The organism is Flavobacterium sp. SP2 (assembly GCF_057626655.1).
This window is the reverse complement of the sequence record NZ_JBVHBT010000010.1, coordinates 1-23,985: the sequence shown is the minus strand read 5'-3', so window position 1 is coordinate 23,985 and position 23,985 is coordinate 1. Positions and strand designations below refer to the sequence as shown.

The following is a 23,985-nucleotide window of genomic DNA, read 5'->3' as shown; positions in this document are numbered from 1 at the left end:
GTGCTGCACCAGTTCCTACCGGTGTGAAGCTTTGTGAGAATGATTTGAATACAAACATTTTTCTTCGTTTTAAATGATTATTAATTTTTTCTAGTGCAAATATTTAATTTTATTTTTTGATTTTCCTAATTTTTTGTTAAAAATATTTTAAACTCAAAAAAACAGCCTTGAAATTTCTCTCAAAGCTGCTTCCACATTAACCAATTTAACCTAACTATTCTATTGTGATTTCTGCCAAATTTTGATTTTCTTTTACTTTTCCTAACTGAATGGTTTGCAATGTTCGTTCAGTTTTTCCATTTTTAGTAGTATATATTTCAACCATAACTGTGGTTGGACCATTTTCTGTTAGCGTTCTTTCGCCAAAATAATTGGTTTTTATGATGTATTTTCCTTTTACAGCATTGCGCAATAAATACTGTTCTGGACCATAACCCTGTGTGAAATCTTTAGAAAATCTTGCGCCAGCTTCTGTATCTCTGTGGCCATAATAACATTCTTCGTCTGTTGGTTCAATTACATGCAAATCGATATCCGTGTCCATTTGGTTCCAATTCAAGATTATTCTAATTTCGATTGGCATTTTATTCAAATATTTTTTGTCTAATTTATCGGTTTTAATGCTTTTGTGTTCTTGCATCATTCGGTTTAAATCCATCAAAATAATATCTTCAACACCAGCATATTGTCCGCTCATTTCACCATAATAATTCACTTCAAGCGCTTTTATTAATTCATCAAAACCTGCTTGATATTGCTTATTGTCTTCCAATGTCAATCCTAAATCACGATGTGCTTGTGGTTCTTGTGCTCTCCAAATTGCCACCTGATTTGCTGTGAATAAAGCATCATCATATGCTTCCCATTGGCGTAATATATAGGTTAATGATTTGTACAATTGATGGTTTTCTAATCCTAAATCGGCAATATTACTCAATACTAGCAAGGCTTTTTCTTTGTTTCCATTGTCATAAAAATAATTGGCTACATCAAAATAAAAATTCGGATTTGATATTTCATCATTTCGCAATTGCAAATAAGCGGCATACTTTTTATCGGCTGGAACTGTTGCTAAAACTTTCAAATACACTCTATCTGGATTCCATTGTGTGACTTTGGTTTTTTCTAGTTCGACAAAACCTTCAAAATCGTTTTCATTTGAAATGGTATCTGATGTTGCCCAACTAGTATTCGAAACTCTAGTTCCATTATTTGTAGTTGAAATTTGAAGACCTGAAACTTTTCCTGTTAATGCATGGACGACATTAGGGTTTTCAACTTCATTAGCCTTTACATTTTGTGCTGAATATGTAATTATTGCTTCTTTTTTAAATTCCTCATCATATTCATTGATACTCTTTACTCGTTTGCGACTAATTCCTGCTGCGCCAACTATAGACTCTTGATTTATCCCTTTTTCAACTTCATCATTTCGGTTCACTCCACCATATCCAGTAATAACAACTTCTTCTAAATTTGAATTAGATTCTTTTAATTGAATAGTATAGTTTGTTTTACGTCCAATCTTTATTTGCGTATTTTCCATTCCAATATATGAAACTATTAAAACATCTCCTTGTCTTGCATTAAGCGCAAATTTTCCATCGATATCGGTTACAACACCTCGTTTTGTTCCTTTTACGACAATAGTTGCTCCTGGCAATCCACCAGAATTATCAGATACCACTCCGCGAATATTTCCAACCATTTTAATTGGTTTTACGACTGGAACTGGTTTGGGAACACTATATTTTGTGTCTTGATTCCACCAAGTTAAAAGCTGTTGGTAGTAAGCGGCTACATTTTCCCAATTGCTGTATTTTTTGGCTTGTGCATTAGTAATTTGTTGTTGTAAAAGTCGATCGAATTCTTCACGCAATTCGGCTGGCGGAACAATATCATACTGAATGTAATCGTTCAAACTTTCCAACACAATTAAGGAAGTATTTTGAGTTACAATTCCGTATTTTTTGCCCATCATTTCAATTTCATCCGCATTTAATTTGTACTGAATTTCTAAATAAGCTATCTTTTTTTGTGCCCAAAGTTTTTCAATATTTACTTCATTCGAAGCTTGATTTGATGCATCAATGAGTATCGTTTTTTCTAAAATTGGAGTTGCATCATATCCAAATTGCAACACAACTTCGTTAGTAGCTTTCAATGAAATTCCTGCCATACTAAAACTTCCAGAAACTGGAGTTCCAACCATTGGATACATTTCTGTAACCAAATAATTATCTTTAACACCAAGGAATTTTAAATTCTGAAAAACCATTTTATCTAAGGCATCGGCAACTTTCAATTCGTTTAAATTGATGAAATTTCCACCTGATTTTATAGCATTATAATTTAAAAAAGCATAATCAGATGATACCAATGAACTAATGGTGTAAATTGGTTTTTTAGTTGCAGGCAAGATATTTGCACTCAACGACGACAATCCATCAGTAAAAAATAAATACTCATCATGAACAGGTAATTTAATTTTAGAAAAACGCGTTCCACCATCATATACTGTATTTTCTAAAATAGCTTTCAAAGCAGACCAATCGCCATTTTTAATACTATAACTGTTCTTTTTTTCAAAAGTATAACCAGTTAAATATAATGTAACTTCTACGTTTTTTAGTTCCGAAAAATAAGCATCTAACAGTTGTACTTCTTTTTTCAAATTACGCTTTTTACAACTCAAGGAAACATCCCAAAGCAAACCAATAGAATTTGGATTTTTCTTATGAATTTTAGTGTTCTCAAGAATCGTATTCGCATAAAAATAATGCTGATTATTGACAGATTGTACCACGACACTCGGAATTTCAGCACGAATTGGAATGGTAATCAACATTTTATCTTTGGGTTTGTAATTGCTCTTTTTAATCGAAATTTGATAACTCTGATTAAAATGTTCTAAGGCAAGCAAACCTTCATCGGTAGTAATTGTTGGTTCAGATGAAGCACCAATTATGGCAACATTCAACTCAAAAACATCCAACTGAACAGGATAACTGCTCAACATTTGATAGGATAAATGCGTAGCATCAAAACTGCTTAATTCTTGTTCATATCCAATAATTACAATGCGTTCTTTGCCTGGCATTAAGGGATAAATTCGAGTTCTAAAATTGTTTCCTTCTACTTTTTCTAGCAAACCTGGATCAACTCGACGGTGTTCGATAGCTTCAAAAACTTGTTTACCTTTGTTTTTATTTACAGGAACAGCTTCACGCATTTTATTATTAATATCAATGGCATATCTAGAAACCGAAATACCTTCGGGCAACGGAAACATCAATTCGGCTTCCATCTGACGGTTGGTTCCATTAAAAAAGTGCATTTCGGTAGTTGTGTAAGCAATATTCCCTACCACTTTTACATTGACTTTCAATTGACTCAAACGCACTAACGAAGAATCTTTACCTTTTACATTGAGTTGCGGACTTTGCGCTTGTACAAAAAATCCAATCCATAATAGCGAAATTAGAAGTATGTTTTTCATAATATTATTTTTAATTGTTTATCAAAACTTGTATAGTAGCTAAGAGCGAAGTTTTTTAAAAAAGGTTGGAAAATGAAAAATTAAAATTGAATTACTATGCGTGCATAATAAATATTTTGATTATATTTGAACAACAAATTAAATTTATATGGATTTTTCAGCAAAAATGCTTCGCGATGACGCGTTAAAAGGCAAAGTAATTATAGTAACCGGTGGTGGAAGTGGTTTGGGTAAAGCCATGACGCAGTATTTTTTAGAATTGGGTGCCAATGTAGCCATCACTTCTCGTGATTTAGAAAAACTTCAAAAAACAGCCGAAGAACTTACTACCGAAAATGGAGGTAAATGTTTGGCATTGCAATGTGATGTACGTCATTACGACCAAGTCGAAGCCATGCTTGCCGAAGTTTTAAAAACTTTTGGAAAAGTAGATGTTTTATTAAACAATGCTGCTGGAAATTTCATTTCACCAACCGAAAGATTATCTGCCAATGCATTTGATACCATAATAGATATTGTTTTGAAAGGTTCTAAAAACTGTACATTAGCATTGGGAAAACATTGGATTGCTACTAAACAAGAGTCGGCTGTAGTTTTAAATATTGTAACGACTTATGCTTGGACAGGTTCGGGTTATGTAGTTCCGAGTGCGACTGCAAAAGCTGGTGTGTTAGCCATGACAAGAAGTTTGGCAGTAGAATGGGCAAAGTACGGAATTCGAATGAACGCCATTGCACCTGGTCCATTTCCTACTAAAGGTGCTTGGGAACGTTTATTGCCTGGCGATTTAGCATCTAAGTTTGATATGACTAAAAAAGTACCTTTACGAAGAGTAGGAAACCATCAAGAATTGGCCAATTTAGCGGCCTATTTAGTGTCTGATTTTTCGGCTTATATGAATGGTGAAGTGGTAACAATTGATGGTGGCGAATGGCTTCAAGGAGCTGGAGAATTTAATATGCTAGAGCAAATTCCACCTGAAATGTGGGACATGCTTGAAGCCATGATTAAAAATAAAGGAAGTAAATAAAAGTTTATAGTTATAATAATGACTATTTAATTAAAAAGTCAGAATGAAAATTTTCGTTCTGACTTTTTAAATTTCCTTGTATTCTATATTCTTTTCGCTTTATTCTACTCTTACAATTCAAAAATTACAACATTGTTAACAAATAACACTTTCACGAACCATAAAAAATTGTATTTTTACCACTCAAAATTTTTAAGAATTAGATGGGTAAAATCATAGCAATTGCTAATCAAAAAGGTGGCGTTGGAAAAACAACAACTTCAATCAATCTCGCAGCATCACTAGGTGTTTTAGAGAAAAAAGTGTTATTGATAGATGCCGATCCGCAAGCTAATGCGAGTTCAGGATTAGGTATAGATGTTGAAAGTGTAGAAATTGGAACGTACCAAATTCTGGAACACAGCAACATTCCCGAAGAGGCTATCATAAAATCATCATCTCCCAATGTAGATGTAATTCCTGCACATATTGATCTTGTAGCTATTGAAATTGAACTAGTCGATAAAGAAAATCGCGAGTACATGCTGAAACAAGCCTTACAATCGATTAAGGATAAATACGATTACATACTTATTGATTGTGCACCATCATTGGGTTTGCTTACACTTAATGCATTGACTGCTGCCGATTCTGTTGTGATACCAATTCAGTGCGAATATTTTGCATTGGAAGGTTTAGGCAAATTATTGAATACCATAAAAAGTGTTCAAAAAATTCATAATCCTGAATTAGACATCGAAGGTTTATTACTAACAATGTACGATTCACGTTTACGACTTTCAAACCAAGTGGTTGAAGAAGTTCAAAAACATTTTAACGATATGGTTTTTGAAACTATTATTCAAAGAAATGTTAAGCTGAGCGAAGCGCCAAGTTTTGGCGAAAGCATTATCAATTTTGACGCAACAAGCAAAGGTGCAGCAAATTACATTAGCTTAGCAGAAGAAATTATTAAAAAAAACAGTAATTAATTATAGATTTTTAAATGGCACAAGCAGTAAAAAAACAAGCTTTAGGAAGAGGTTTATCAGCACTTTTAAAAGATCCAGAAAACGATATCAAATCGGTGGATGATAAAAATGCAGATAAAGTTGTTGGTAATATAATTGAGCTTGATCTTGAAACTATCGAGATTAATCCGTTTCAGCCAAGAAGTAATTTTAATGAAGAATCGTTAAAAGAACTTGCAACTTCTATAAAAGAACTAGGTGTAATTCAACCTATTACTGTTAGAAAATTAGATTTTAACAAATACCAATTAATTTCTGGTGAACGCAGATTGCGTGCCTCAAAATTAATAGGATTACAAACTGTACCTGCCTACATTCGAATTGCAAATGATAACGAATCGTTGGTTATGGCATTGGTTGAAAATATTCAACGACATGATTTAGATCCAATAGAAATTGCGCTTTCGTACCAACGCTTAATCGATGAAATTCAATTAACTCAAGAGCAAATGAGCGAACGTGTTGGTAAAAAACGTTCCACAATTACCAACTACTTGCGTCTTTTAAAATTAGATCCAATTATTCAAACTGGAATTCGTGATGGCTTTATCTCGATGGGACATGGCCGCGCGATGATTACTATTGAGGATCAAGACATTCAAGCTGATATTTACCAAAAAATTGTGAGTCAAAATCTTTCAGTTCGTGATACTGAAGCGTTGGTAAAAAAACATCAAGACGGTTTAAAACCTGCTGCAACTAAAGTTAATAAAGGAGCATCATTCACAATTGCTGAAGATCAAAAGAAAGCGTTTACCAACTTCTTTGGCGCCAAAGTTGATGTAAAAGTTGCAGGAAATGGTAAAGGGAAAATTGCAATTCCATTTCATTCAGAAGAAGATTTTAATCGTATCATTAAACTAATTAACGGTTAGTGAAAAACTTACTTTACATACTATTTTTTTTACTCTTCTGTGGAACATCAGTTTTTTCGCAAACAGAGTTAAAAAATGAACTGGTAATTCAGGATTCAACTGTTGTAAAAAAGGATCAAATAAATCCGTTAGCTCCAGCTAAAGCAGCATTCTATTCTGCAATTCTTCCAGGATTAGGACAAGCCTATAACAAGAAGTATTGGAAAATTCCAATTGTTTATGGTGCCATAGGATCAGGAATTTATTTTTATAGTTGGAACAATAAAAAATACCACCAATATCGTGATGCTTACAAAAAGAGATTAGCAAACGAACCTAGTGATGATTTAAGTTTTCTTGATGAAAACCGTTTAATTGCTGGGCAAAAATTTTACCAAAAAAACCGCGATTTATCACTACTTGTAACTGTTGGTTTATACATCTTAAACATTGTTGATGCTAATGTTGATGCGCATTTAATTCAGTTCAACATCAACAATAACCTCTCTTTAAAACCCGATTTGCAACAAGATGATCTTACCTCAAGACAAAATTTAGCGTTGACCTTTACGTACAACTTTTAGAAATCTTTAACTTTTAAGAGTGTAACAAATAAGTAAACTTTCTACCAATACTTTATGAGAATAGCATTATTAGGATACGGAAAAATGGGTAAAGTAATTGAAAGAATTGCTTTAGAAAGAGGTCATGAAATTGTATTACGAAAAGGTGGAACCGATTCTTTTGAAGGGCTACTTAATGCAGATGTTGCAATTGATTTTAGTATTCCAGAAGCCGCGGCGAATAATATATCTGAATGCATTAATAATGGAATTCCAGTAGTTTCTGGGACTACAGGTTGGTTGGAAAATTACAACCAAATGGTAGCGCTTTGCAATGAAAAAAATTCAGCTTTTATTTATGGTTCAAATTTCAGTTTGGGTGTAAATTTATTTTTTGAACTGAATGATTATTTGGCCAAATTGATGTCAAAATTCAATCAATATCAAGTTTCAATGGAAGAAATTCATCATACTCAGAAATTGGACAAACCTAGCGGAACCGCAATATCATTAGCAAACTCGATAATCAATCATACCGATAAAAATGATTGGAGTATTGATAATCCAAAATCTGACGATTTATTTATTGATGTTAAAAGAATAGAATCAGTTCCTGGAACGCATTCTATTTTCTATACTTCCAATGAAGATACAATTGAAATAAAACATACAGCGCACAATAGAGAAGGATTTGCCTTTGGAGCAATAATAGCTGCTGAATGGCTGGTTGGAAAGAAAGGTGTTTTCACAATGAAAGACGTTTTAAATTTAAAATAAAGAGAAGAGAATAAAGAGAAGAGAATAAAGAGAAGAGAATAAAGAGAAGAGAATAAAGAGAAGAGAATAAAGAGAAAAGAATAATTTTGATGAGACACAATTATAAAAATTTGAAAATTTGGCAATTAGGTATTGAAATTACAAATGATATTTCCGATATTTTACTTGACTTTCCAAAGCACGAAAGATACGATTTAAGTTCACAAATTAGTCGTTGCTCAGTTTCAATTCCAAGTAATATTGCAGAAGGTTCTTCGAGAACAAATAAATCATTTAGTAATTTTATAGATTATTCATTAGGATCATCATTTGAATTAACAACACAACTAATAGTTTCAAAACACAGAAAATATATAACAGAAATTACATTTGAAAAATTAGAAAATAAAATAGAAGAGTTTCAAAGAATGACAATGTCGTTTCAAAATGGACTGAAGTAAGTCTGTTTTCTTTTCTCTATTTTCTATTTTCTTAAATCTTAAACAAAAAATTATGACAGCATATCAATGGTTTGTTTTTTTCTTAATAGTTCAATTAATCCACGGATTAGGAACTTGGAAATTATATGAAAAAGCAGGAAGAAAATCATGGGAAGCTTTTATTCCTGTATATAATTCTATTATTTTAATGAAAATTATCAACCGACCAACTTGGTGGACATTTTTATTATTCATTCCTGTCATCAACTTGATTATGTTTCCAGTTGTTTGGGTTGAAACTTTACGAAGCTTTGGAAAAAACTCTACTACCGATACCATTTTAGGAATTGTAACCTTTGGATTGTACATTTATTACATAAATTACACACAAAATGTTACATATATTGAAGATCGAAGTACTATTGCTGTTACCAAAACAGGCGATACTGTAAGTTCATTGCTATTCGCAATTGTAGTTGCAACAATTGTTCACACCTATTTTATTCAACCATTTACAATTCCGTCATCATCCTTAGAAAAATCATTACTTATTGGCGACTTTTTGTTTGTTAGTAAAATAAATTACGGCGCTAGAACGCCAATGACCGCAGTTGCTGCGCCGATGGTTCACGATACTTTACCGTTACTTAAAACAAGGTCTTATTTATACAACGATCACGACGCAACTTCTTGGAAAAACAAATTGCAACTTCCCTACTTTAGGTTTCCGGGTTATGAAAAAATCAAAAATAATGATATTGTAGTTTTCAATTGGCCTGCAGATACTTTGTACAATATGTATTTACCAGCGGACAGAAGGTATGATAAACCTAAAGATAAAAAAACAAACTATGTAAAACGTTGCGTAGGTATTCCTGGTGATTCTTTGCAAATTAAAAACGGAATTGTATTCATAAATGGTAAGGAATTAATTTTACCTGAACGTGCAAAACCACAATATTCCTATAATGTTGCTTTGGACGGAAAGACCAATATCGACTTTGAATATCTACTAAAAGACATGCATGTTACAGATGGTGTCATCTTTAGAAATGAACAACGCGATACTTTATTTATCCAAGCTCTAACCGAAGAAGGTGTTGCGAGATTAAAAACAGTTCCAGGAATTACAAGTGTGACAAGAATAGTTCATAAAGGTCCAGAAGATGGTGTTTTCCCAGATTTCCAAGATGGAAAACCGTCTACAACTAACAATTGGTCTAGCGATAATTTTGGTCCGATTTACATTCCGCAACAAGGAAAAACAGTGAATTTGGATTTAAAAACATTGCCTTTTTACAAAAAAATAATCAATGAATACGAAGGTAATGATTTGAAAGTTGTTGGAAATGACATATTCGTAAACAATAAAATTGCAACCACCTACACTTTCAAGCAGAACTACTATTGGATGATGGGAGACAACCGACACAACTCGTTAGACGCCCGATTCTTTGGATATACTCCGGAAGATCATATAGTTGGAAAACCAATTTTCATTTGGATGAGTTGGGATTCTAATGGTAAAGGAATTAATAAAATTCGTTGGGATAGAATGTTTACAACCGTAAATGGTGAAGGTCAACCACAATCGTATTTTCAGTATTTCTTGATTGCGCTTGCATTGTATTTTGGAATTGATTATTTCTTGAAAAAACGTAAAGAGAAAAAAGAAAATTAAAACTCAATTTTAAATTAGGAATTTACTTGCCGCAGATTCGAAGATGAAAAAATCTGTGAATCTGTGGCAACTTATTTTAATACTATAAGCAATGAATATTCTCCTTCAGCCCACCTATTTCCCTTCCATTAGTAATTTTGTTACAATGGCAAATGCAGAGTCAATTACTTTCGAAGTTGATGATAATTTTCAGAAGCAAACCAACCGAAACCGAATGTATATTTATAGTCCAAATGGACTGCAAATGCTAAACATACCAGTAAAACACAGTAGAGAATTACACCAAAAAACCCGCGACATTAAAATTGAAACAGCTTTCGATTGGCAAAAACAACATTTTAAATCGCTTGATGCGGCCTATCGCAGCTCTCCTTTTTTCGAATATTTTGAAGATGACATTCGTCCGATTTTTGAAAAAAAACACACTTTCTTATTAGATTTAAATCTTGAAACAATTGCTGTTGTTTCTAAATGTTTGGGACTTTCGTTTGAATTCCAAAAAACGATTGAATACTTTCATGAAGCAACTGATTTTACTGATTATAGAAATTTAGCAAATGGAAAAAAAGACCAAACCCAATTAGAAAGTTATACTCAGGTTTTTGGTGACAAACATGGATTTTTAAACAACTTAAGTATTTTAGATTTACTTTTTAACGAAGGTCGATACGCCAAAGATTATTTAAAAAATCAAAAATTATAACAGCGCTATTCTTTTATCATCAAACGCGTAACTATCGGAAAATGGTCTGAATTTTGAAATTTAGGGAAATTTGAAAAACTTTTAACCTTCATTTTTCTATCGGCAAAAATATAATCAATTCGAGCTGGATAATATTTGAAATTATAGGTTTCGCCAAATCCTTTACCAGCTTCTTCAAAACAATCGTTCAAACTACCTTTAATATTTCTGTACACATAGGAAAAAGCGCTATTATTCATATCGCCACAGATAATTATAGGATACTTACAATTGTCTTTATGTTCTTTTAAAATCTCGGCTTGCAACTGTTGTTTTTCAAAAGCCTTACTAATTCGTTTGATAACTTGTTGCGATTTTTGTTGGTCGATAACATTTACATTTTCCTGAATTTCATTTACATCAGGCGTGATTTTAACCGATTCTAAATGCATATCATATACACGAATTGTATCTTTTCCTTTGCGAATATCGGCGTAAATAATAGAATTATCCGATTCTGGCAATTCAATATTTCCTTTATCAATTATTGGATATTTAGAAAAAATAGCCTGACCAGTTTTTATCTGATTGCCTTGCATAAAAATATACTTATGCTTGTAAACCCGTAAATCGACATTGGCATTTTCTGAATACTCTTGAATACAAAGAATCTCTGGATTTTGCTCGTTTATAAAACCTTGAATGTCTTTAGCGACATCATCTCTCGGAATCCATTTGAAGATATTAAACAATCGTACATTGTAACTCATCACTACAAAATCACTTTCTTCTTTAGCAATATCGGTAGTTGAAAATTTGTAAAACTTATTTATAAAGGTAATTCCGAGAATTAAAACAATACCCGAAAGTATCATTTGACGCTTTAATTGCAACAGCCAATACACGAAAAACAAACCGTTGAGTATTAAAAATAAGGGCAAAACTAAAGTAAGAACCGATAAAAAAGGAAATAACTTCGGTGCAAGAAACGGCAATACATAAGCAACGAATGTCAATACAGTCAAGGCTATATTAAACACAAAAATTACTTTATTAAATATTGAGAGTTTCTTCATAATAATTTGATAGTAAGTTACCAAGAGTGATCTTTTAATTTCTTGATAATCTAAATCCCGATAATCTTACTACATTCTAATTCTAGAATTTATTTTCCAGCTTTAAATAAAAATTCCTTTTCTTCAGCAGTAAGGCTATCGTAACCTGACTGACTAATTTTGTCCAAAATATCATCTATTTGTTGCTGCAATTTATCCTTTGTTACAATTTTGCTTTCACGAGGTGCAACAGGTTTCTTAACATTTACATGAACTCTTTTAAATGGCTTTGATTTTTTAGGTTGAAACAAATTAACAAAAAAATCAATAACTGAAGATACAATTTTACTTAAATCAGTTCCGCTTTGAAGTAATCTAATAAATATAAATCCAAATAACGCTCCAGCTAGATGTGCAATATGACCGCCGGTGTTATCCATTGGCAATTGAATTAAATCAATAATTACCAATACCAATGCAATTTGCCAAAGTTTTACATTTCCAAATAGAAAAAGTCGTACTTCCATATACGGTTGATAGGTTACAGTAGCCAATAAAACCGCCATAATTGCACCAGAAGCACCAACCATTGAAGCATTAACACCATCCAAAGCAGGCAGAAATGAATAACCAACCATGTACGTAAATCCAGAAAAAATTGCGGCCAAAATATACAAACCTAACAATTGTTTCTGCGTAAAGTAGGTTAGAAATAAATTCCCAAAAAAGTTTAGCATCAACATATTAAATAAAATATGCAGAAATCCCGAGTGGAAAAACGAATAGGACAAAATCGACCAAGGTTTAACTAGTAAATCGATCCAATTGGTAGATAATGACACATAATGCATGTAATCGATATCAATATTGAACAGTCGTAATAAAGAAAAGATAATTCCTGGAACTGCAAAACACAGAATGTTTAAAAATATAAGGCGAATTACTACGCCACCCATTTTATATTGCAATTTTAAATCGTCTAGAATATTCATTTATAAGTTTTAAAAAATTATCAAATCACTTTTGATATACGCAAAATTTAATTCCAACGGTTGTGATTAAACTTTCTATTTCTCCACGACCACATCATGATAAAACCAGTTATTGCTCCGCCAATATGCGCAAAATGTGCAACTCCTGTCCCACCATTAAATAATGAATTTCCTTGCAAACCAAGAAACAAATCAACAGCAATTAAACCTGGAATAAAATATTTAGCTTGAATTGGAATAGGAATAAACATAAGCCCTAAAGTCGCATTAGGAAACATAAATGCAAAAGCAACTAACAACCCATAAATTGCTCCAGAAGCACCAACAGCTGGCGTTCTTGTAAGAATATTAGCTTGGGCAATAGTATTGAATTGCTCCTGAGTACATTTGGCTTTTTCTAAAATAGCTTGAACCGTACTTTCAATCATTTTTCCATTTTCATCAAAAACATTAGTCAAATCAGAATTCAGTAACACTCTTAAATCTGATTTAGAAAAATTCAAACCTGAAACTGTATCCAATAACGAATGTATTTGATAATAATTAACCGCAGAATGAAGTAATGCAGCACCTAAACCGCAAGAAATATAAAAGAACAAAAACTTTTTGCCTCCCCAAAAATACTCCAAGTTACTCCCAAAAGAATACAAAGCAAACATATTAAAGAAGATATGCATCAAATCTGCATGCATAAACATATGCGTAATTGGCTGCCAAAACTTGAAACTTGTACTTTCAAAATAGTATAACGAAAAAAAACTTTCGGCAGTAGGAACTACTTGCGAACCAATAAAAAAGATAATATTAATTATCAAAAGTTGTTTTACAACTGGCGTAACATTCATCATAGAGCAAATTTTTTATCAATATCTTCCACACGCATGGTAATGAAAGTCGGTTTATGAAAAGGCGAAACATTGGGTTCTTTGCAAGCAAAAAGATTATTTACTAAATTTTCTTGCTCTTTCTCTGTCAAATACGTTCCTGTTTTTACAGCTAAACTTCGAGCCATCGATTTTGCAATCGTATCGTTCTGACTGAAACTACTGTCAGGAATTCCGTCCAACAAATCGCTTACTAGTTGTTCTAAAACTATGGAAACTTCACTTTCTGTCGTATTGATAGGAATTCCCGAAATGTGAACCGAATCTTCTTCGATTGCTTCAAAAACAAATCCAGTATTTTCTAAAGAAGGCAGTAATTCGACTAATAATTTCATTTCATTATTCGAAAAATGAAGTTGTAGCGGAAACAACAACTGCTGGCTTGAAGCTTGACTCACAGTCATGTTTCTAAGAAACTGTTCGTACAAAATGCGTTGATGCGCACGCTGTTGGTCCATAATAACCATTCCAGATTTTATAGGACTAACAATGTATTTTTTATGAATTTGATACGTTCTATTAATCGTATTTTCTTCTTCTTTTTCGTCAAATAACGAAGCTGTAACTTCCTCATTTTCAAAAGTAAATCCAGAAGAAATTTCTTCAGTATCTTGTTCTAATCCTACATACAAACTTTCCCAATTTGGACTAACTTCCGTTTTTCTGTAAGTCGAAAATCCACCTGAAGAACTTGGTTTGTTTTGCTTATCGTCTGCAAATGGATTATAAGAACGATCCACTTCTACAGTTGGATAATTTGCTGAAGCATTTTTATATTCGTAAGGTGTATCTAAGTTTGGATCACGATCAAAATCTAAAACTGGCGCTACATTAAATTGCCCCAAACTATGCTTTATTGCCGAACGTAAAATGGCATACAGCGCATGTTCATCATCAAATTTTATCTCCGTTTTAGTTGGATGAATATTAATATCAATGGTATTTGGCGGAACGGCTAAGTATAAAAAATAGGTTGGTTGCGCACCATTTGGTAACAAACCTTCATAGGCGGCCATTACTGCATGATGCAAATACCCACTTTTAATAAATCGGTCGTTTACAAAAAAAAACTGCTCGCCTCTATTTTTCTTAGAAAATTCGGGCTTTCCGACGAATCCTTGAATGTTCACAATTTCAGTTTCTTCCTGAACAGGAACTAATTTTTCATTGGTTTTACCAGAAAAAATATTTACGATTCGCTGACGAGAATTAGAATTTGGCAAATTAAAATGCTCACTTCCATTGTGATACATTGTAAAATAAATATTGGGATGCGCCAAAGCAACGCGCTGAAACTCATCTACAATATGTCGCATTTCTACCGTTTCCGACTTTAAGAAATTACGTCGCGCAGGAATATTAAAAAACAAATTTTTCACTGCAAACGACGTTCCTTTTGGCAAAACTGAAGGCTCTTGGGAAACGAATTTGCTTCCTTCAATAATAATATGCGTTCCCAACTCTTCTTGCTCTTGTTTGGTTTTCATTTCCACATGTGCAATTGCAGCAATTGACGCCAATGCTTCACCACGAAAACCTTTGGTGTGTAAAGAAAATAAATCTTCTGCTTGACGGATTTTGGAAGTAGCATGACGTTCGAAACACAATCGTGAATCGGTTACGCTCATTCCAACTCCATTATCAATAACCTGAACTAGGGATTTTCCTGCATCTTTTACAATCAGCTTTATATCTGTAGCCTTAGCATCTACCGCATTTTCCAATAATTCCTTAACAACAGATGCTGGACGTTGTACGACTTCTCCAGCTGCAATTTGGTTCGCTACGTGATCAGGAAGTAATTGAATGATGCTTGACATTTAAATTGGTTCGGGTTTAGGATTGTACTTTTATATTTTATAAGCCTACAAATTTAGGTAAAATCTATTGTTTATTATAGTTAAGGAGTTACTAAAAAAGAAAAAACCTACTCAGTGAAAGAATAGGTTTAATTCGTATTTTAAATTTATTTTTTATTCAAAAAACTATTCGTTTACTTCAGAAATTCTTCTAAGCTCGGCCATTTTTATTGCGGCAATTGCAGCTTCTGTGCCTTTATTTCCATGAACTCCTCCACTTCTATCTATCGATTGCTGTTCGTTATTGTCTGTTAGCAAACAAAAGATAACTGGAACATCGGTTTGTACATTCAGATCTTTAATTCCTTGTGTTACGCCTTCGCACACAAATTCGAAATGCATGGTTTCGCCCTTTATTACACATCCAATAGTAATCACGCAATCTACTTTTTGGGTAACAATCATTCGTTGCGCACCGTAAACTAGTTCGAAACTTCCTGGAACATTCCAACGAATAATATTTTCTTCAATTGCGCCACAATCTAAAAGTGCTTCTATTGCACCTTTATACAATCCTTCAGTAATAGACTCGTTCCATTCTGAAACAACAATCCCAAAACGAAAATCTTTCGCGTTTGGTAATTTAGTTTTATCGTAATTTGATAGATTTTTATTTGCTGTTGCCATTTTTTGACTTTTATTTTGTTCTAAAAAAAAACGAATTAAAAATTGAGTACACAATTCTTAATTCGTTTTCTATAATTCGCAATTAAATTACTGTGCCATTCCGATCAAAGCATCTATTTGTTGTGCTTCAGGAGCAGTTTCAAATTTTTCTTTTATTTCAGTAAAATATTTTAAAGCATCCGATTTTTTATTCAATATCATTGCTGCTTGACCTGCCTTTAACAAATATCTTGGAGTTGTAAACTCGTTATCTTTTTGTCCAGCTGCTTTTACATAATATTCCAAAGCCTTATCTGTTTTATTTTGTTCTGCATAAGCATCACCAATTGCACCAGTTGCTATCGGACCTAAAAAATCATCTTTTGCAGAGAATTTTTCTAAATAAGTAATAGCTTCATTGTATTTTTTCAAATTCAAATAAGAAATACCTGCGTAGTAATTAGCCAAGTTTCCAGAATCTGTTCCCGAAAATTGATCAGCAATACCAATTGCACCTTGTTTTCCCTCAGAACCTTTTAACACTAAATTAAACAATGAATCTTGCGTTTTAGCCACAGTTCCATCAATTGCAAGTTGAAAATTTTGCTGTGCAACGAACAAATCATCAGTTGCAGTTTGCTCATTTGGCTCGGCAATAAATTTTTGGTATCCTAAATATCCAAGTGTAGCAATAACAATAACACCAAGAATTCCTAAAATATATTTTTGGTTTTTTTCAACCCAAGCTTCTGTTTTATTTGCAGTTTCATCAAGAGAGTTAAATACTCCAGCTGTGGTACTATTTTTTTCGTCTACAGTTGTTGTATCTTCAATAAAATTATCGTCTAATTTTTCTTCTTTTTCTTTTGGTGTTTTGTAACCTCTTTTATTATAAGTTGCCATTTAAATTATTTTAGTGTGCGCAAAAATAAAATTTTTATTCTAATTAGAAAGTCATTTTGTCGATAATTTTCAATAATTTGCACGCTCTTAAAAAAAGACTAAATAATTTTTCAAATTTCTTAGTATCAGTAAGCCATTACAAATGTTTTTAAAAAAAATATCTTTATTCAATTATAAAAATTTTTCGGAAGCCAATTTTGAATTTGATGCAAAAATCAACTGTTTTGTAGGAAAAAATGGTATTGGAAAAACTAATGTATTGGATGCAATTTATCATTTGGCCAACGGAAAAAGCTATTTTAATCCGCTAGCAGTTCAAAATATCAAACACAATGAAGAGTTTTTTGTAATTGATGGTGAATTTGATAAAAATGAAAGAACTGAACAAATTGTAAGCAGCTTTAAAAAAGGACAAAAGAAAATTTTAAAACGCAACGGAAAAGCGTACGATAAATTTTCAGATCATATCGGATTTATTCCATTGGTTATTATTTCGCCTGCAGATAACGATTTAATTACCGAAGGCAGTGAAACCAGAAGAAAATTTATAGACAATGTTATTTCACAGTTGGATGCCAGCTATTTAAAACAGCTGATCCAATATCACAAAATTATAGTCCAACGTAATGCTTTACTGAAATATTTCGCCTTAAATCGTGTTTTTGAAAACGACACTTTGGCTATTTATAACGAACAATTGGATGGTTTAGGCCAACATATTTTCGAGAAGAGAAAAGAGTTTATAACTGATTTTCTTCCTATTTTTAATAAATACCATCAAATCATTACCGATTCATCTGAAACGGTTCAATTGGTATACGAAAGCCATTTATCTGAAAAAACTACCTTGCAATTGCTTGAAGAAAACATCAACAAAGACAGAGCTTTACAATACACTTCAGTTGGAATTCACAAAGACGATTTATTATTTCAAATTGACCATTATCCGATAAAAAAATTCGGATCTCAAGGTCAGCAGAAATCCTTTTTAATAGCATTGAAACTAGCGCAATTTGAATTTGTAAAAAAACAAAGTGGCGAAAAACCAATTCTGTTATTTGATGATATTTTTGACAAATTGGATGAAACACGTGTCAGCAAAATTGTAGAAATGGTGAATCAGCAGGAATTTGGTCAGTTATTTATATCCGACACACACCCAGAACGAACCGAAAACATTGTAAAAACAACGCACCAGAGTTATAAAATATTCAATTTATAGCCTTTTGTTTTTAATTCAAATTAACTAGTCAAAACAGGTTTATCTGACATCAATTTTTTATTTTTGCTAAAACAAATTTAGAAATGAAAAAAATATTCTCACTCTTACTATTAATCACACTATTTACCTCTTGTCAAGGTCAAAATTCAAAATCTGTTGAAGTTATAGATTCTAACACATTTGCAGAAAAATTAAAATCAACCGAAAATCCACAGTTGCTTGATGTTCGAACGCCGGAAGAATTTGCTGTTGATCATCTTGAAAATGCTTCAAATGTAAATTGGAACGGCAGTGAATTTGCTGCCAAAGCCGAAAAATTAGATAAATCAAAACCTGTATTTGTGTACTGTAAAGTTGGCGGAAGAAGTCACCAAGCATCCGAAAAATTATCAGAATTAGGATTTACACAAGTCTATGATTTGCAAGGCGGAATTATGAAATGGAATGCTAACGGAATGGCGGTAGAAAAAAAATCTAACGATAAAAAAGTTGGAATTTCGACTGATGACTATCAAAAACTAATAAATTCAGATAAAAAAGTTGTAGTCAATTTTCATGCTGTTTGGTGCGCACCTTGCAAAAAAATGGAACCGTATTTATTGAAAATGCAACAAGATTTAAAAGGCAAAACGACAATAATCAGATTGGATGCCGATGCTAACAAAACACTTGTAGATGCTATGAAATTTGACAGTTTACCAATAATTCTAATCTATGAAAATGGCAAAGAAGTATGGAGAAACATTGGATATTTATCGGAAGAAGATTTAAAAAAACATTTATAATATGATTACCAAAGAAGCAATTGCGTTTATTGATGATTTAACCATCAACAACAATACCGAGTGGATGCATGCCAACAAAAAACGCTATGAAGATTTCAAGAAAGATTATCATGGTTATATTGCGGCGGTTTTATCAGAAATGAAGCCTTTGGACAAATCGTTAGAACCTTTGGAAATCAAGAATTGTACCTTTAGAATTAATCGCGACATTCGATTTTCAAAAGATAAAAGACCTTATAAAAATAATATTGGAATATGGTTTACTCAAAATAAAAATCGTAAAAATAGTCCTGGATATTACATTCATTTTGAAAAAGGAAAATCGTTTATAGCTGGTGGAGTTTGGTTTCCTGAAGCATTGGATTTAAAGAAAATACGAAAAGAAATCGAATTTTTTTATGATGATTTAGAAACGATTTTAAACAATTCTGAATTTATAAAAGAATTTGATTCGTTAACTATTGAAGAAAATAACAAACTGAAAACCGCTCCAAAAGGATTTGACACTGCGCATCCAGGAATTGAATTATTAAAATTTAAAAGTTTCACAGCATCGCAAAAAATTGACGATAAACTTTTTACCGAAAAAGATTTTGCCAAGAAAGTTGCAAAAAAATTAGTTGCATTAAAACCTCTGAATGATTTTTTAAGTCGTGCTTTGGAAACAGAAGAGTAGTTCAATTAGAAATTAAAAATTATGAATTACGAATTTTTAATTGTCCCATATTTTATAATTCGTAATTCTAAATTCGTAATTAATTATGCAGATTCAAGACAATTTTTCTCTTAAAAAATACAATACGTTCAATATTGAAGCAAAGGCTAAGCAATTTACAGCCGTAAATTCGGTCGAAGATTTGAAAGAAGTTTTGCGCGAAAAATCGGCAGAAAAAAAATTTATTCTTGGTGGTGGAAGCAATATGTTGCTAACTCAAGATATTGATGCCTTGGTAATTCACGTAGATTTAAAAGGGAAAAAAATAGTAAAAGAAGACGATGATTTTGTTTGGGTTGAGAGTATGGCTGGCGAAAACTGGCACGAATTTGTACTTTGGACAATCAATCAAAACTTTGGTGGATTGGAAAACATGTCACTTATTCCAGGAAATGTTGGCACAACTCCAGTACAAAATATTGGAGCGTACGGTACTGAAATAAAAGACACTTTTGTTTCATGCGAAGCAGTAAAAATTGACAATCAAGAACTAAAAACCTTTAGCAAAGACGAATGTAATTTTGGTTATCGTGAAAGTATTTTTAAGCACGAAGCAAAAGATCAATTTGTAATAACATCGGTTATTTTCAAGCTTACAAAACGCAACCACAAAATAAATACTTCCTACGGCGATATCACCAAAGAACTAGAAAACCAAAATGTCACAACACCAACATTAAAAGACGTTAGCAATGCGGTAATTGCCATTCGAAAAAGTAAATTACCAGATCCAAAAGAACTTGGAAATAGCGGAAGTTTTTTTAAAAACCCCATAATTTCGAAGGAAGAATTTGATAAAATTCATGTGTTACATCCAGAAATGCCTCATTATGTAATTACAGAAACTACTGTAAAAGTTCCGGCAGGTTGGTTAATTGAAAAAGCTGGATTTAAAGGAAAACGTTTTGGTGATGCTGGAATTCATAAAAATCAAGCTTTGGTTTTGGTTAATTATGGTAATGCCACTGGACAAGAAATTTTAGCGGTTTCTAAAGATGTTCAAGCAACTGTTTTACGAGAGTTTGGAATTGCAATTGAGGCTGAAGTTAATGTGATATAAAGTTTCTAGTATGAATTTATTTTGGCAACTTAACAAGAATAAAATAGTGAGAATGTTCTTATTTTATTCACTAATCTCTATGATTTTTACAATAATTATTTTAGCTATTAGCCTTTATCAAAACCAATTTCCGCATTCAAATTTATTAATAAATATTTTGTTTGTTTCTACACTAATCATACCTACTTTTTTATCCTCAATTACAATTATTTTTTGGATATTAGATAATAAAAAATATTTAAAACTTATTAAAACTACATCCCTAAATGAATTAGAAAAACTAGGATTTAAGTATATGAATGTAAATGAAAATTCAAAATGGTTTTTTACTACTCAAAACCTGTTTAAAGAAATAAATAGTTTCAATGTAATACTTGAAATCAACAAAGACATAATCTCATTTTCTTTCTTTGGATTTCATACAGGAATTGAAAAATCTAAATTTAATGAATTGAAAAAAAAAGTGAAAGCTTTTGATTTTAATGTTTATTTTGTCGGTAATTTTATTAGCGAAACCAAATTAAAACACTTAACCGACATTAAAGTAAATAAACAAATAAATAATATTGAACTATTAACTGAACTATTAGTGCAATATGGTTACACTGGAAAAAACTAATTTAATTCAAATTCTACCTTAAAAATGTACATTCCAAATAGCTACAAAAACGAAAATCAGGAAGAAATTGAAAGTTTCATTCACGAAAATGGTTTTGCAATTTTAGTAAATACCACTAATGGAAAACCTTGGGCAACTCATATTCCGCTGCTATTAGAGAAAAATAAATTTGGTACCGACATTTTAACCGGACACCTTTCGTTACTAAATCCACAAGCTGAAAGTCTTAAAAGTGAAGAAGAAGTTTTGGTCATTTTTTCTGGAGCACATTCCTATATTTCTTCTTCATGGTACGATCATGAAAATGTTCCCACTTGGAATTATCTTGCGGTTCACGTTTACGGAAAAGTATCCATTTTAAACCATGAACAAGCGGTTGCATCCTTGAAAAGATTGGTAGATAAATATGAGAAGAATTCTGAAAATCCAATTCGTGTTGAAGAGTTATCAGAAAAAACCATGCGAGAAGCAAGAGGAATTATAGCTTTTGAAATTGAAATTTCCGACGTACAAGCTGTTAAAAAAATGTCTCAAAATAGAGACGAAAAAAACTACAAAAACATCATTTCAGAATTGAAAAAAACCAATGATAATCAATCAATTGATGTAGCAAATGTTATGAAAAAGTGTCCTAGAGCATAACTTATTTAAATTCATAATTTATAATTCATAATTCACAATTCATTTTGTACTTTTGCACACGTTTAAAAACCCATTATGTTACTAATTTTACTTTGTATTTTTATCGCTGTTATCCTAATTCAATTCGTTTATTACGTTTTGCTTTTTGGTAAATTTGCATTTGCTCCACCACAAATTAGTAAAACAAAACGCATTCCGATTTCGGTAATTGTATGTGCAAAAAATGAAGAAGAAAATGTAAAAAACTTTGTTCCACTTTTAGCTCAGCAAAATTATCATGAATTCGAAATTGTACTTATAGATGACGCTTCAAGCGACAATACATTAGAAATATTTGAAGAATTTGAAAAACAATATTCTAATGTCAAACTTGTAAAAGTTCAAAACAACGAAGCGTTTTGGGGAAACAAAAAATTTGCATTAACATTAGGAATCAAAGCAGCGAAACATGAATATTTATTGTTTACCGACGCCGATTGTTACCCAACTTCCAACGATTGGATTACCCTAATGAGTTCGCAATTTACGCAACAAAAAACTATTGTGCTAGGCTACGGAGCGTATGAAAAAATTAAAAATTCCTTTTTAAATAAGATAATCCGCTTTGAGACGTTGCTTACTGCAACTCAATATTTTTCTTGGGCAAAACTAGGAAAACCATATATGGGAGTTGGACGAAATATGGCATATAAAAGAGAAGAATTTTTTAAAACAAATGGATTTATAGATCATATGAAAATACGTTCTGGTGATGATGATTTATTTATAAATCAAGCTGCTACTTCTAAAAACACCACTATTTCGTATTCACCAGAAAGTTTTACTTACTCTACACCTAAAACAAATTATAAAGACTGGTTTACCCAAAAAAGACGTCACGTAGCCACAGCAGAGCATTATAAATCGTTTGATAAAAGTCAATTAGCATTATTTTATATTTCTCAGATTTTATTCTTTATATTGCCTATAATTCTGTTTGTATTTTTATACCAATGGATATTTGTTTTAGGTTTAGTACTATTTAGATATATATTTGCATGGATTACCTTAGGTTTCTCAGCATCAAAACTAAAAGAAAAAGATGTGATGTATTGGTTTCCAATAATAGAAATAATTATCGTATTGACACAACTCAATATTTTTATCAGTAATACGTTTTCAAAACCAGTACATTGGAAATAATCTTATACATTGAAAAAGCAAAAAAAGGTGATCAAGTAGCCTTTACCTATTTACTCGACCACTATTGGAATGAGGTATATGGCTTTATGCTAAAACGTACAGAAAATGAAACCGATGCTGAAGATATAACTATAGAAACATTTTCTAAAGCATTCGATAAAATATCCTCTTACAATCCTGAATTTCAATTTAATACATGGCTAATTGCCATTGCAAAAAATGTGCATATTGATTTACTTCGCAAAAAAAAATCCTCGCATTTTGTTGAAATCACAGACGAAGAAGACCAACAAGCGTATAACGTTGCCGACACTTCACCCTCGGCAGAAGATGAATTAATTACAGAACAAAATCTATCACAATTACTCCAGTTCTTGAAAGAATTAAAACCACACTACCAAGAAGTTATACAACTGCGCTACTTTCAAGAATTAAGTTATCAAGAAATTTCCGAACAGCTTAATGAACCTTTAAGCAATGTAAAAATTAAATTACTACGTGCCAAAAAATTACTGGCAGAAATCATTCAAAACAAATCAATAAATTAATTCTTGACTAACTATCATAAAAAATTAATTGTTATTCTTTGAAAATTAAAAATTTAATCTTATATATTAACTTATAATATTAAAGTTTTAACGGAAGTTCAATTCTTTTAATAAATTACTTTAATTTTAATCTTAAGAATATTCAATCGTATTCTATTATTATTTTAAATCAAACAATACTTTGAATTGAACTAATTATTTTTTTACTCATTCAATTTAAGGAAAAAGTATAAGATATTTTTGACCTTTATTCATACTCTTAACTGATAATCGACTAAATATAACAAAAAAAATCCTCATCGTTTTGATGAGGATTTTTAAAAGAAAGGCGGCGACATACTCTCCCACAAATTGCAGTACCATCTGCGCAATCGGGCTTAACTTCTCTGTTCGGAATG

23 protein-coding genes and 1 rRNA gene are annotated in these 23,985 nt (G+C 31.8%); 16 read left to right on the top strand and 8 right to left on the bottom strand.

Annotated features, from left to right (window positions below; genetic code table 11):
• Window positions 1-214: 214 nt before the first annotated feature.
• Window positions 215-3,499, bottom strand: a complete 3,285-nt coding sequence (locus tag ACZ098_RS15890) for a DUF2135 domain-containing protein (RefSeq protein ID WP_487312749.1) — start codon at window positions 3,497-3,499, stop codon at window positions 215-217.
• A gap of 148 nt (window positions 3,500-3,647) precedes the next feature.
• Here ACZ098_RS15890 and ACZ098_RS15885 point away from each other — a divergent pair, with 148 nt between their 5' ends.
• The 8 genes from ACZ098_RS15885 to ACZ098_RS15850 all read left to right on the top strand — a co-directional run bounded on the left by ACZ098_RS15885 (window position 3,648) and on the right by ACZ098_RS15850 (window position 10,536).
• Window positions 3,648-4,529 carry an SDR family oxidoreductase gene (locus ACZ098_RS15885; RefSeq protein ID WP_487312748.1) on the top strand — a complete coding sequence of 294 codons (882 nt, stop codon included), beginning with the start codon at window positions 3,648-3,650 and terminating at the stop codon, window positions 4,527-4,529.
• A 203-nt stretch (window positions 4,530-4,732) separates the two neighbouring features.
• Window positions 4,733-5,500, top strand: coding sequence for a ParA family protein (locus ACZ098_RS15880; protein WP_487312747.1), 768 nt, complete (start codon window positions 4,733-4,735; stop codon window positions 5,498-5,500).
• Window positions 5,501-5,514: 14 nt separating this feature from the next.
• Window positions 5,515-6,414 carry a ParB/RepB/Spo0J family partition protein gene (locus ACZ098_RS15875; RefSeq protein ID WP_487312746.1) on the top strand — a complete coding sequence of 300 codons (900 nt, stop codon included), beginning with the start codon at window positions 5,515-5,517 and terminating at the stop codon, window positions 6,412-6,414.
• Window positions 6,414-6,977 (top strand): DUF5683 domain-containing protein, encoded by a 564-nt coding sequence (locus ACZ098_RS15870; RefSeq protein ID WP_487312745.1) that lies wholly within the window; start codon window positions 6,414-6,416, stop codon window positions 6,975-6,977. Before ACZ098_RS15875 ends, ACZ098_RS15870 begins: the two co-directional genes overlap by 1 nt.
• A 54-nt stretch (window positions 6,978-7,031) precedes the next feature.
• Window positions 7,032-7,733: a 4-hydroxy-tetrahydrodipicolinate reductase gene (dapB, locus tag ACZ098_RS15865; RefSeq protein WP_487312744.1), complete on the top strand. Its 702-nt coding sequence runs from the start codon at window positions 7,032-7,034 to the stop codon at window positions 7,731-7,733.
• 89 nt (window positions 7,734-7,822) lie between these two features.
• Complete coding sequence (locus tag ACZ098_RS15860) at window positions 7,823-8,173, top strand: four helix bundle protein (protein WP_487312743.1); 351 nt, start codon at window positions 7,823-7,825, stop codon at window positions 8,171-8,173.
• Between the two features lie 52 nt (window positions 8,174-8,225).
• Window positions 8,226-9,833 carry a signal peptidase I gene (lepB, locus tag ACZ098_RS15855; protein ID WP_487312742.1) on the top strand — a complete coding sequence of 536 codons (1,608 nt, stop codon included), beginning with the start codon at window positions 8,226-8,228 and terminating at the stop codon, window positions 9,831-9,833.
• A gap of 91 nt (window positions 9,834-9,924) precedes the next feature.
• Window positions 9,925-10,536 carry a WbqC family protein gene (locus ACZ098_RS15850; RefSeq protein ID WP_487312741.1) on the top strand — a complete coding sequence of 204 codons (612 nt, stop codon included), beginning with the start codon at window positions 9,925-9,927 and terminating at the stop codon, window positions 10,534-10,536.
• A gap of 5 nt (window positions 10,537-10,541) precedes the next feature.
• On the opposite strand, the gene ACZ098_RS15845 is transcribed toward ACZ098_RS15850, so the two are convergent.
• The 6 genes from ACZ098_RS15845 to ACZ098_RS15820 all read right to left on the bottom strand — a co-directional run bounded on the left by ACZ098_RS15845 (window position 10,542) and on the right by ACZ098_RS15820 (window position 16,814).
• Entirely contained in the window at window positions 10,542-11,591 is a 1,050-nt protein-coding gene (locus ACZ098_RS15845) for an endonuclease/exonuclease/phosphatase family protein (RefSeq protein WP_487312740.1), read from the bottom strand.
• A gap of 89 nt (window positions 11,592-11,680) precedes the next feature.
• The gene (locus ACZ098_RS15840; protein WP_487312739.1) at window positions 11,681-12,562 is read right to left on the bottom strand and encodes a rhomboid family intramembrane serine protease; all 882 of its coding nucleotides are present in this window, start codon (window positions 12,560-12,562) and stop codon (window positions 11,681-11,683) included.
• A gap of 47 nt (window positions 12,563-12,609) precedes the next feature.
• Window positions 12,610-13,410, bottom strand: coding sequence for a rhomboid family intramembrane serine protease (locus ACZ098_RS15835; protein WP_487312738.1), 801 nt, complete (start codon window positions 13,408-13,410; stop codon window positions 12,610-12,612).
• Window positions 13,407-15,266: a DNA mismatch repair endonuclease MutL gene (gene mutL, locus ACZ098_RS15830; protein WP_487312737.1), complete on the bottom strand. Its 1,860-nt coding sequence runs from the start codon at window positions 15,264-15,266 to the stop codon at window positions 13,407-13,409. The genes ACZ098_RS15835 and mutL overlap by 4 nt, the downstream gene beginning before the upstream one ends.
• 165 nt (window positions 15,267-15,431) lie before the next feature.
• A complete protein-coding gene (gene ribH, locus ACZ098_RS15825) occupies window positions 15,432-15,932 on the bottom strand; it encodes a 6,7-dimethyl-8-ribityllumazine synthase (protein WP_487312736.1) in 501 nt (166 codons plus the stop codon).
• Between the two features lie 87 nt (window positions 15,933-16,019).
• The gene (locus ACZ098_RS15820; RefSeq protein WP_487312735.1) at window positions 16,020-16,814 is read right to left on the bottom strand and encodes a tetratricopeptide repeat protein; all 795 of its coding nucleotides are present in this window, start codon (window positions 16,812-16,814) and stop codon (window positions 16,020-16,022) included.
• Between the two features lie 142 nt (window positions 16,815-16,956).
• Here ACZ098_RS15820 and recF point away from each other — a divergent pair, with 142 nt between their 5' ends.
• The 8 genes from recF to ACZ098_RS15780 all read left to right on the top strand — a co-directional run bounded on the left by recF (window position 16,957) and on the right by ACZ098_RS15780 (window position 23,587).
• Window positions 16,957-18,036, top strand: a complete 1,080-nt coding sequence (gene recF, locus ACZ098_RS15815) for a DNA replication/repair protein RecF (protein ID WP_487312734.1) — start codon at window positions 16,957-16,959, stop codon at window positions 18,034-18,036.
• A gap of 83 nt (window positions 18,037-18,119) precedes the next feature.
• Window positions 18,120-18,821 (top strand): thioredoxin domain-containing protein, encoded by a 702-nt coding sequence (locus ACZ098_RS15810; protein ID WP_487312733.1) that lies wholly within the window; start codon window positions 18,120-18,122, stop codon window positions 18,819-18,821.
• 1 nt (window position 18,822) lies between these two features.
• Complete coding sequence (locus ACZ098_RS15805) at window positions 18,823-19,497, top strand: DUF2461 domain-containing protein (protein ID WP_487312732.1); 675 nt, start codon at window positions 18,823-18,825, stop codon at window positions 19,495-19,497.
• An 85-nt stretch (window positions 19,498-19,582) separates the two neighbouring features.
• Window positions 19,583-20,596: a UDP-N-acetylmuramate dehydrogenase gene (gene murB / locus ACZ098_RS15800; protein WP_487312731.1), complete on the top strand. Its 1,014-nt coding sequence runs from the start codon at window positions 19,583-19,585 to the stop codon at window positions 20,594-20,596.
• Window positions 20,597-20,648: 52 nt separating this feature from the next.
• Complete coding sequence (locus ACZ098_RS15795) at window positions 20,649-21,215, top strand: hypothetical protein (protein ID WP_487312730.1); 567 nt, start codon at window positions 20,649-20,651, stop codon at window positions 21,213-21,215.
• Between the two features lie 24 nt (window positions 21,216-21,239).
• A complete protein-coding gene (locus ACZ098_RS15790; protein ID WP_487312729.1) occupies window positions 21,240-21,857 on the top strand; it encodes an FMN-binding negative transcriptional regulator in 618 nt (205 codons plus the stop codon).
• A 75-nt stretch (window positions 21,858-21,932) separates the two neighbouring features.
• Window positions 21,933-23,039 (top strand): glycosyltransferase, encoded by a 1,107-nt coding sequence (locus tag ACZ098_RS15785; RefSeq protein ID WP_487312728.1) that lies wholly within the window; start codon window positions 21,933-21,935, stop codon window positions 23,037-23,039.
• Window positions 23,030-23,587: an RNA polymerase sigma factor gene (locus ACZ098_RS15780; RefSeq protein WP_487312727.1), complete on the top strand. Its 558-nt coding sequence runs from the start codon at window positions 23,030-23,032 to the stop codon at window positions 23,585-23,587. Before ACZ098_RS15785 ends, ACZ098_RS15780 begins: the two co-directional genes overlap by 10 nt.
• 323 nt (window positions 23,588-23,910) lie before the next feature.
• Here the strand turns inward: ACZ098_RS15780 and rrf are convergent.
• Window positions 23,911-23,985, bottom strand: a 5S ribosomal RNA gene (gene rrf, locus ACZ098_RS15775); the annotation flags it as partial.

Bases quoted from the DNA above. Each gene is read 5' to 3' on its own strand.
- ACZ098_RS15890 (WP_487312749.1), bottom strand. From the start codon at position 3,499: ATGAAAAACATACTTCTAATTTCGCTATTATGGATTGGATTTTTTGTA.
- ACZ098_RS15885 (WP_487312748.1), top strand. From the start codon at position 3,648: ATGGATTTTTCAGCAAAAATGCTTCGCGATGACGCGTTAAAAGGCAAA.
- ACZ098_RS15880 (WP_487312747.1), top strand. From the start codon at position 4,733: ATGGGTAAAATCATAGCAATTGCTAATCAAAAAGGTGGCGTTGGAAAA.
- ACZ098_RS15875 (WP_487312746.1), top strand. From the start codon at position 5,515: ATGGCACAAGCAGTAAAAAAACAAGCTTTAGGAAGAGGTTTATCAGCA.
- dapB (WP_487312744.1), top strand. From the start codon at position 7,032: ATGAGAATAGCATTATTAGGATACGGAAAAATGGGTAAAGTAATTGAA.
- ACZ098_RS15860 (WP_487312743.1), top strand. From the start codon at position 7,823: ATGAGACACAATTATAAAAATTTGAAAATTTGGCAATTAGGTATTGAA.
- lepB (WP_487312742.1), top strand. From the start codon at position 8,226: ATGACAGCATATCAATGGTTTGTTTTTTTCTTAATAGTTCAATTAATC.
- ACZ098_RS15850 (WP_487312741.1), top strand. From the start codon at position 9,925: ATGAATATTCTCCTTCAGCCCACCTATTTCCCTTCCATTAGTAATTTT.
- ACZ098_RS15845 (WP_487312740.1), bottom strand. From the start codon at position 11,591: ATGAAGAAACTCTCAATATTTAATAAAGTAATTTTTGTGTTTAATATA.
- ACZ098_RS15840 (WP_487312739.1), bottom strand. From the start codon at position 12,562: ATGAATATTCTAGACGATTTAAAATTGCAATATAAAATGGGTGGCGTA.
- ACZ098_RS15835 (WP_487312738.1), bottom strand. From the start codon at position 13,410: ATGATGAATGTTACGCCAGTTGTAAAACAACTTTTGATAATTAATATT.
- mutL (WP_487312737.1), bottom strand. From the start codon at position 15,266: ATGTCAAGCATCATTCAATTACTTCCTGATCACGTAGCGAACCAAATT.
- ribH (WP_487312736.1), bottom strand. From the start codon at position 15,932: ATGGCAACAGCAAATAAAAATCTATCAAATTACGATAAAACTAAATTA.
- ACZ098_RS15820 (WP_487312735.1), bottom strand. From the start codon at position 16,814: ATGGCAACTTATAATAAAAGAGGTTACAAAACACCAAAAGAAAAAGAA.
- recF (WP_487312734.1), top strand. From the start codon at position 16,957: ATGTTTTTAAAAAAAATATCTTTATTCAATTATAAAAATTTTTCGGAA.
- ACZ098_RS15810 (WP_487312733.1), top strand. From the start codon at position 18,120: ATGAAAAAAATATTCTCACTCTTACTATTAATCACACTATTTACCTCT.
- ACZ098_RS15805 (WP_487312732.1), top strand. From the start codon at position 18,823: ATGATTACCAAAGAAGCAATTGCGTTTATTGATGATTTAACCATCAAC.
- murB (WP_487312731.1), top strand. From the start codon at position 19,583: ATGCAGATTCAAGACAATTTTTCTCTTAAAAAATACAATACGTTCAAT.
- ACZ098_RS15795 (WP_487312730.1), top strand. From the start codon at position 20,649: ATGTTCTTATTTTATTCACTAATCTCTATGATTTTTACAATAATTATT.
- ACZ098_RS15790 (WP_487312729.1), top strand. From the start codon at position 21,240: ATGTACATTCCAAATAGCTACAAAAACGAAAATCAGGAAGAAATTGAA.
- ACZ098_RS15785 (WP_487312728.1), top strand. From the start codon at position 21,933: ATGTTACTAATTTTACTTTGTATTTTTATCGCTGTTATCCTAATTCAA.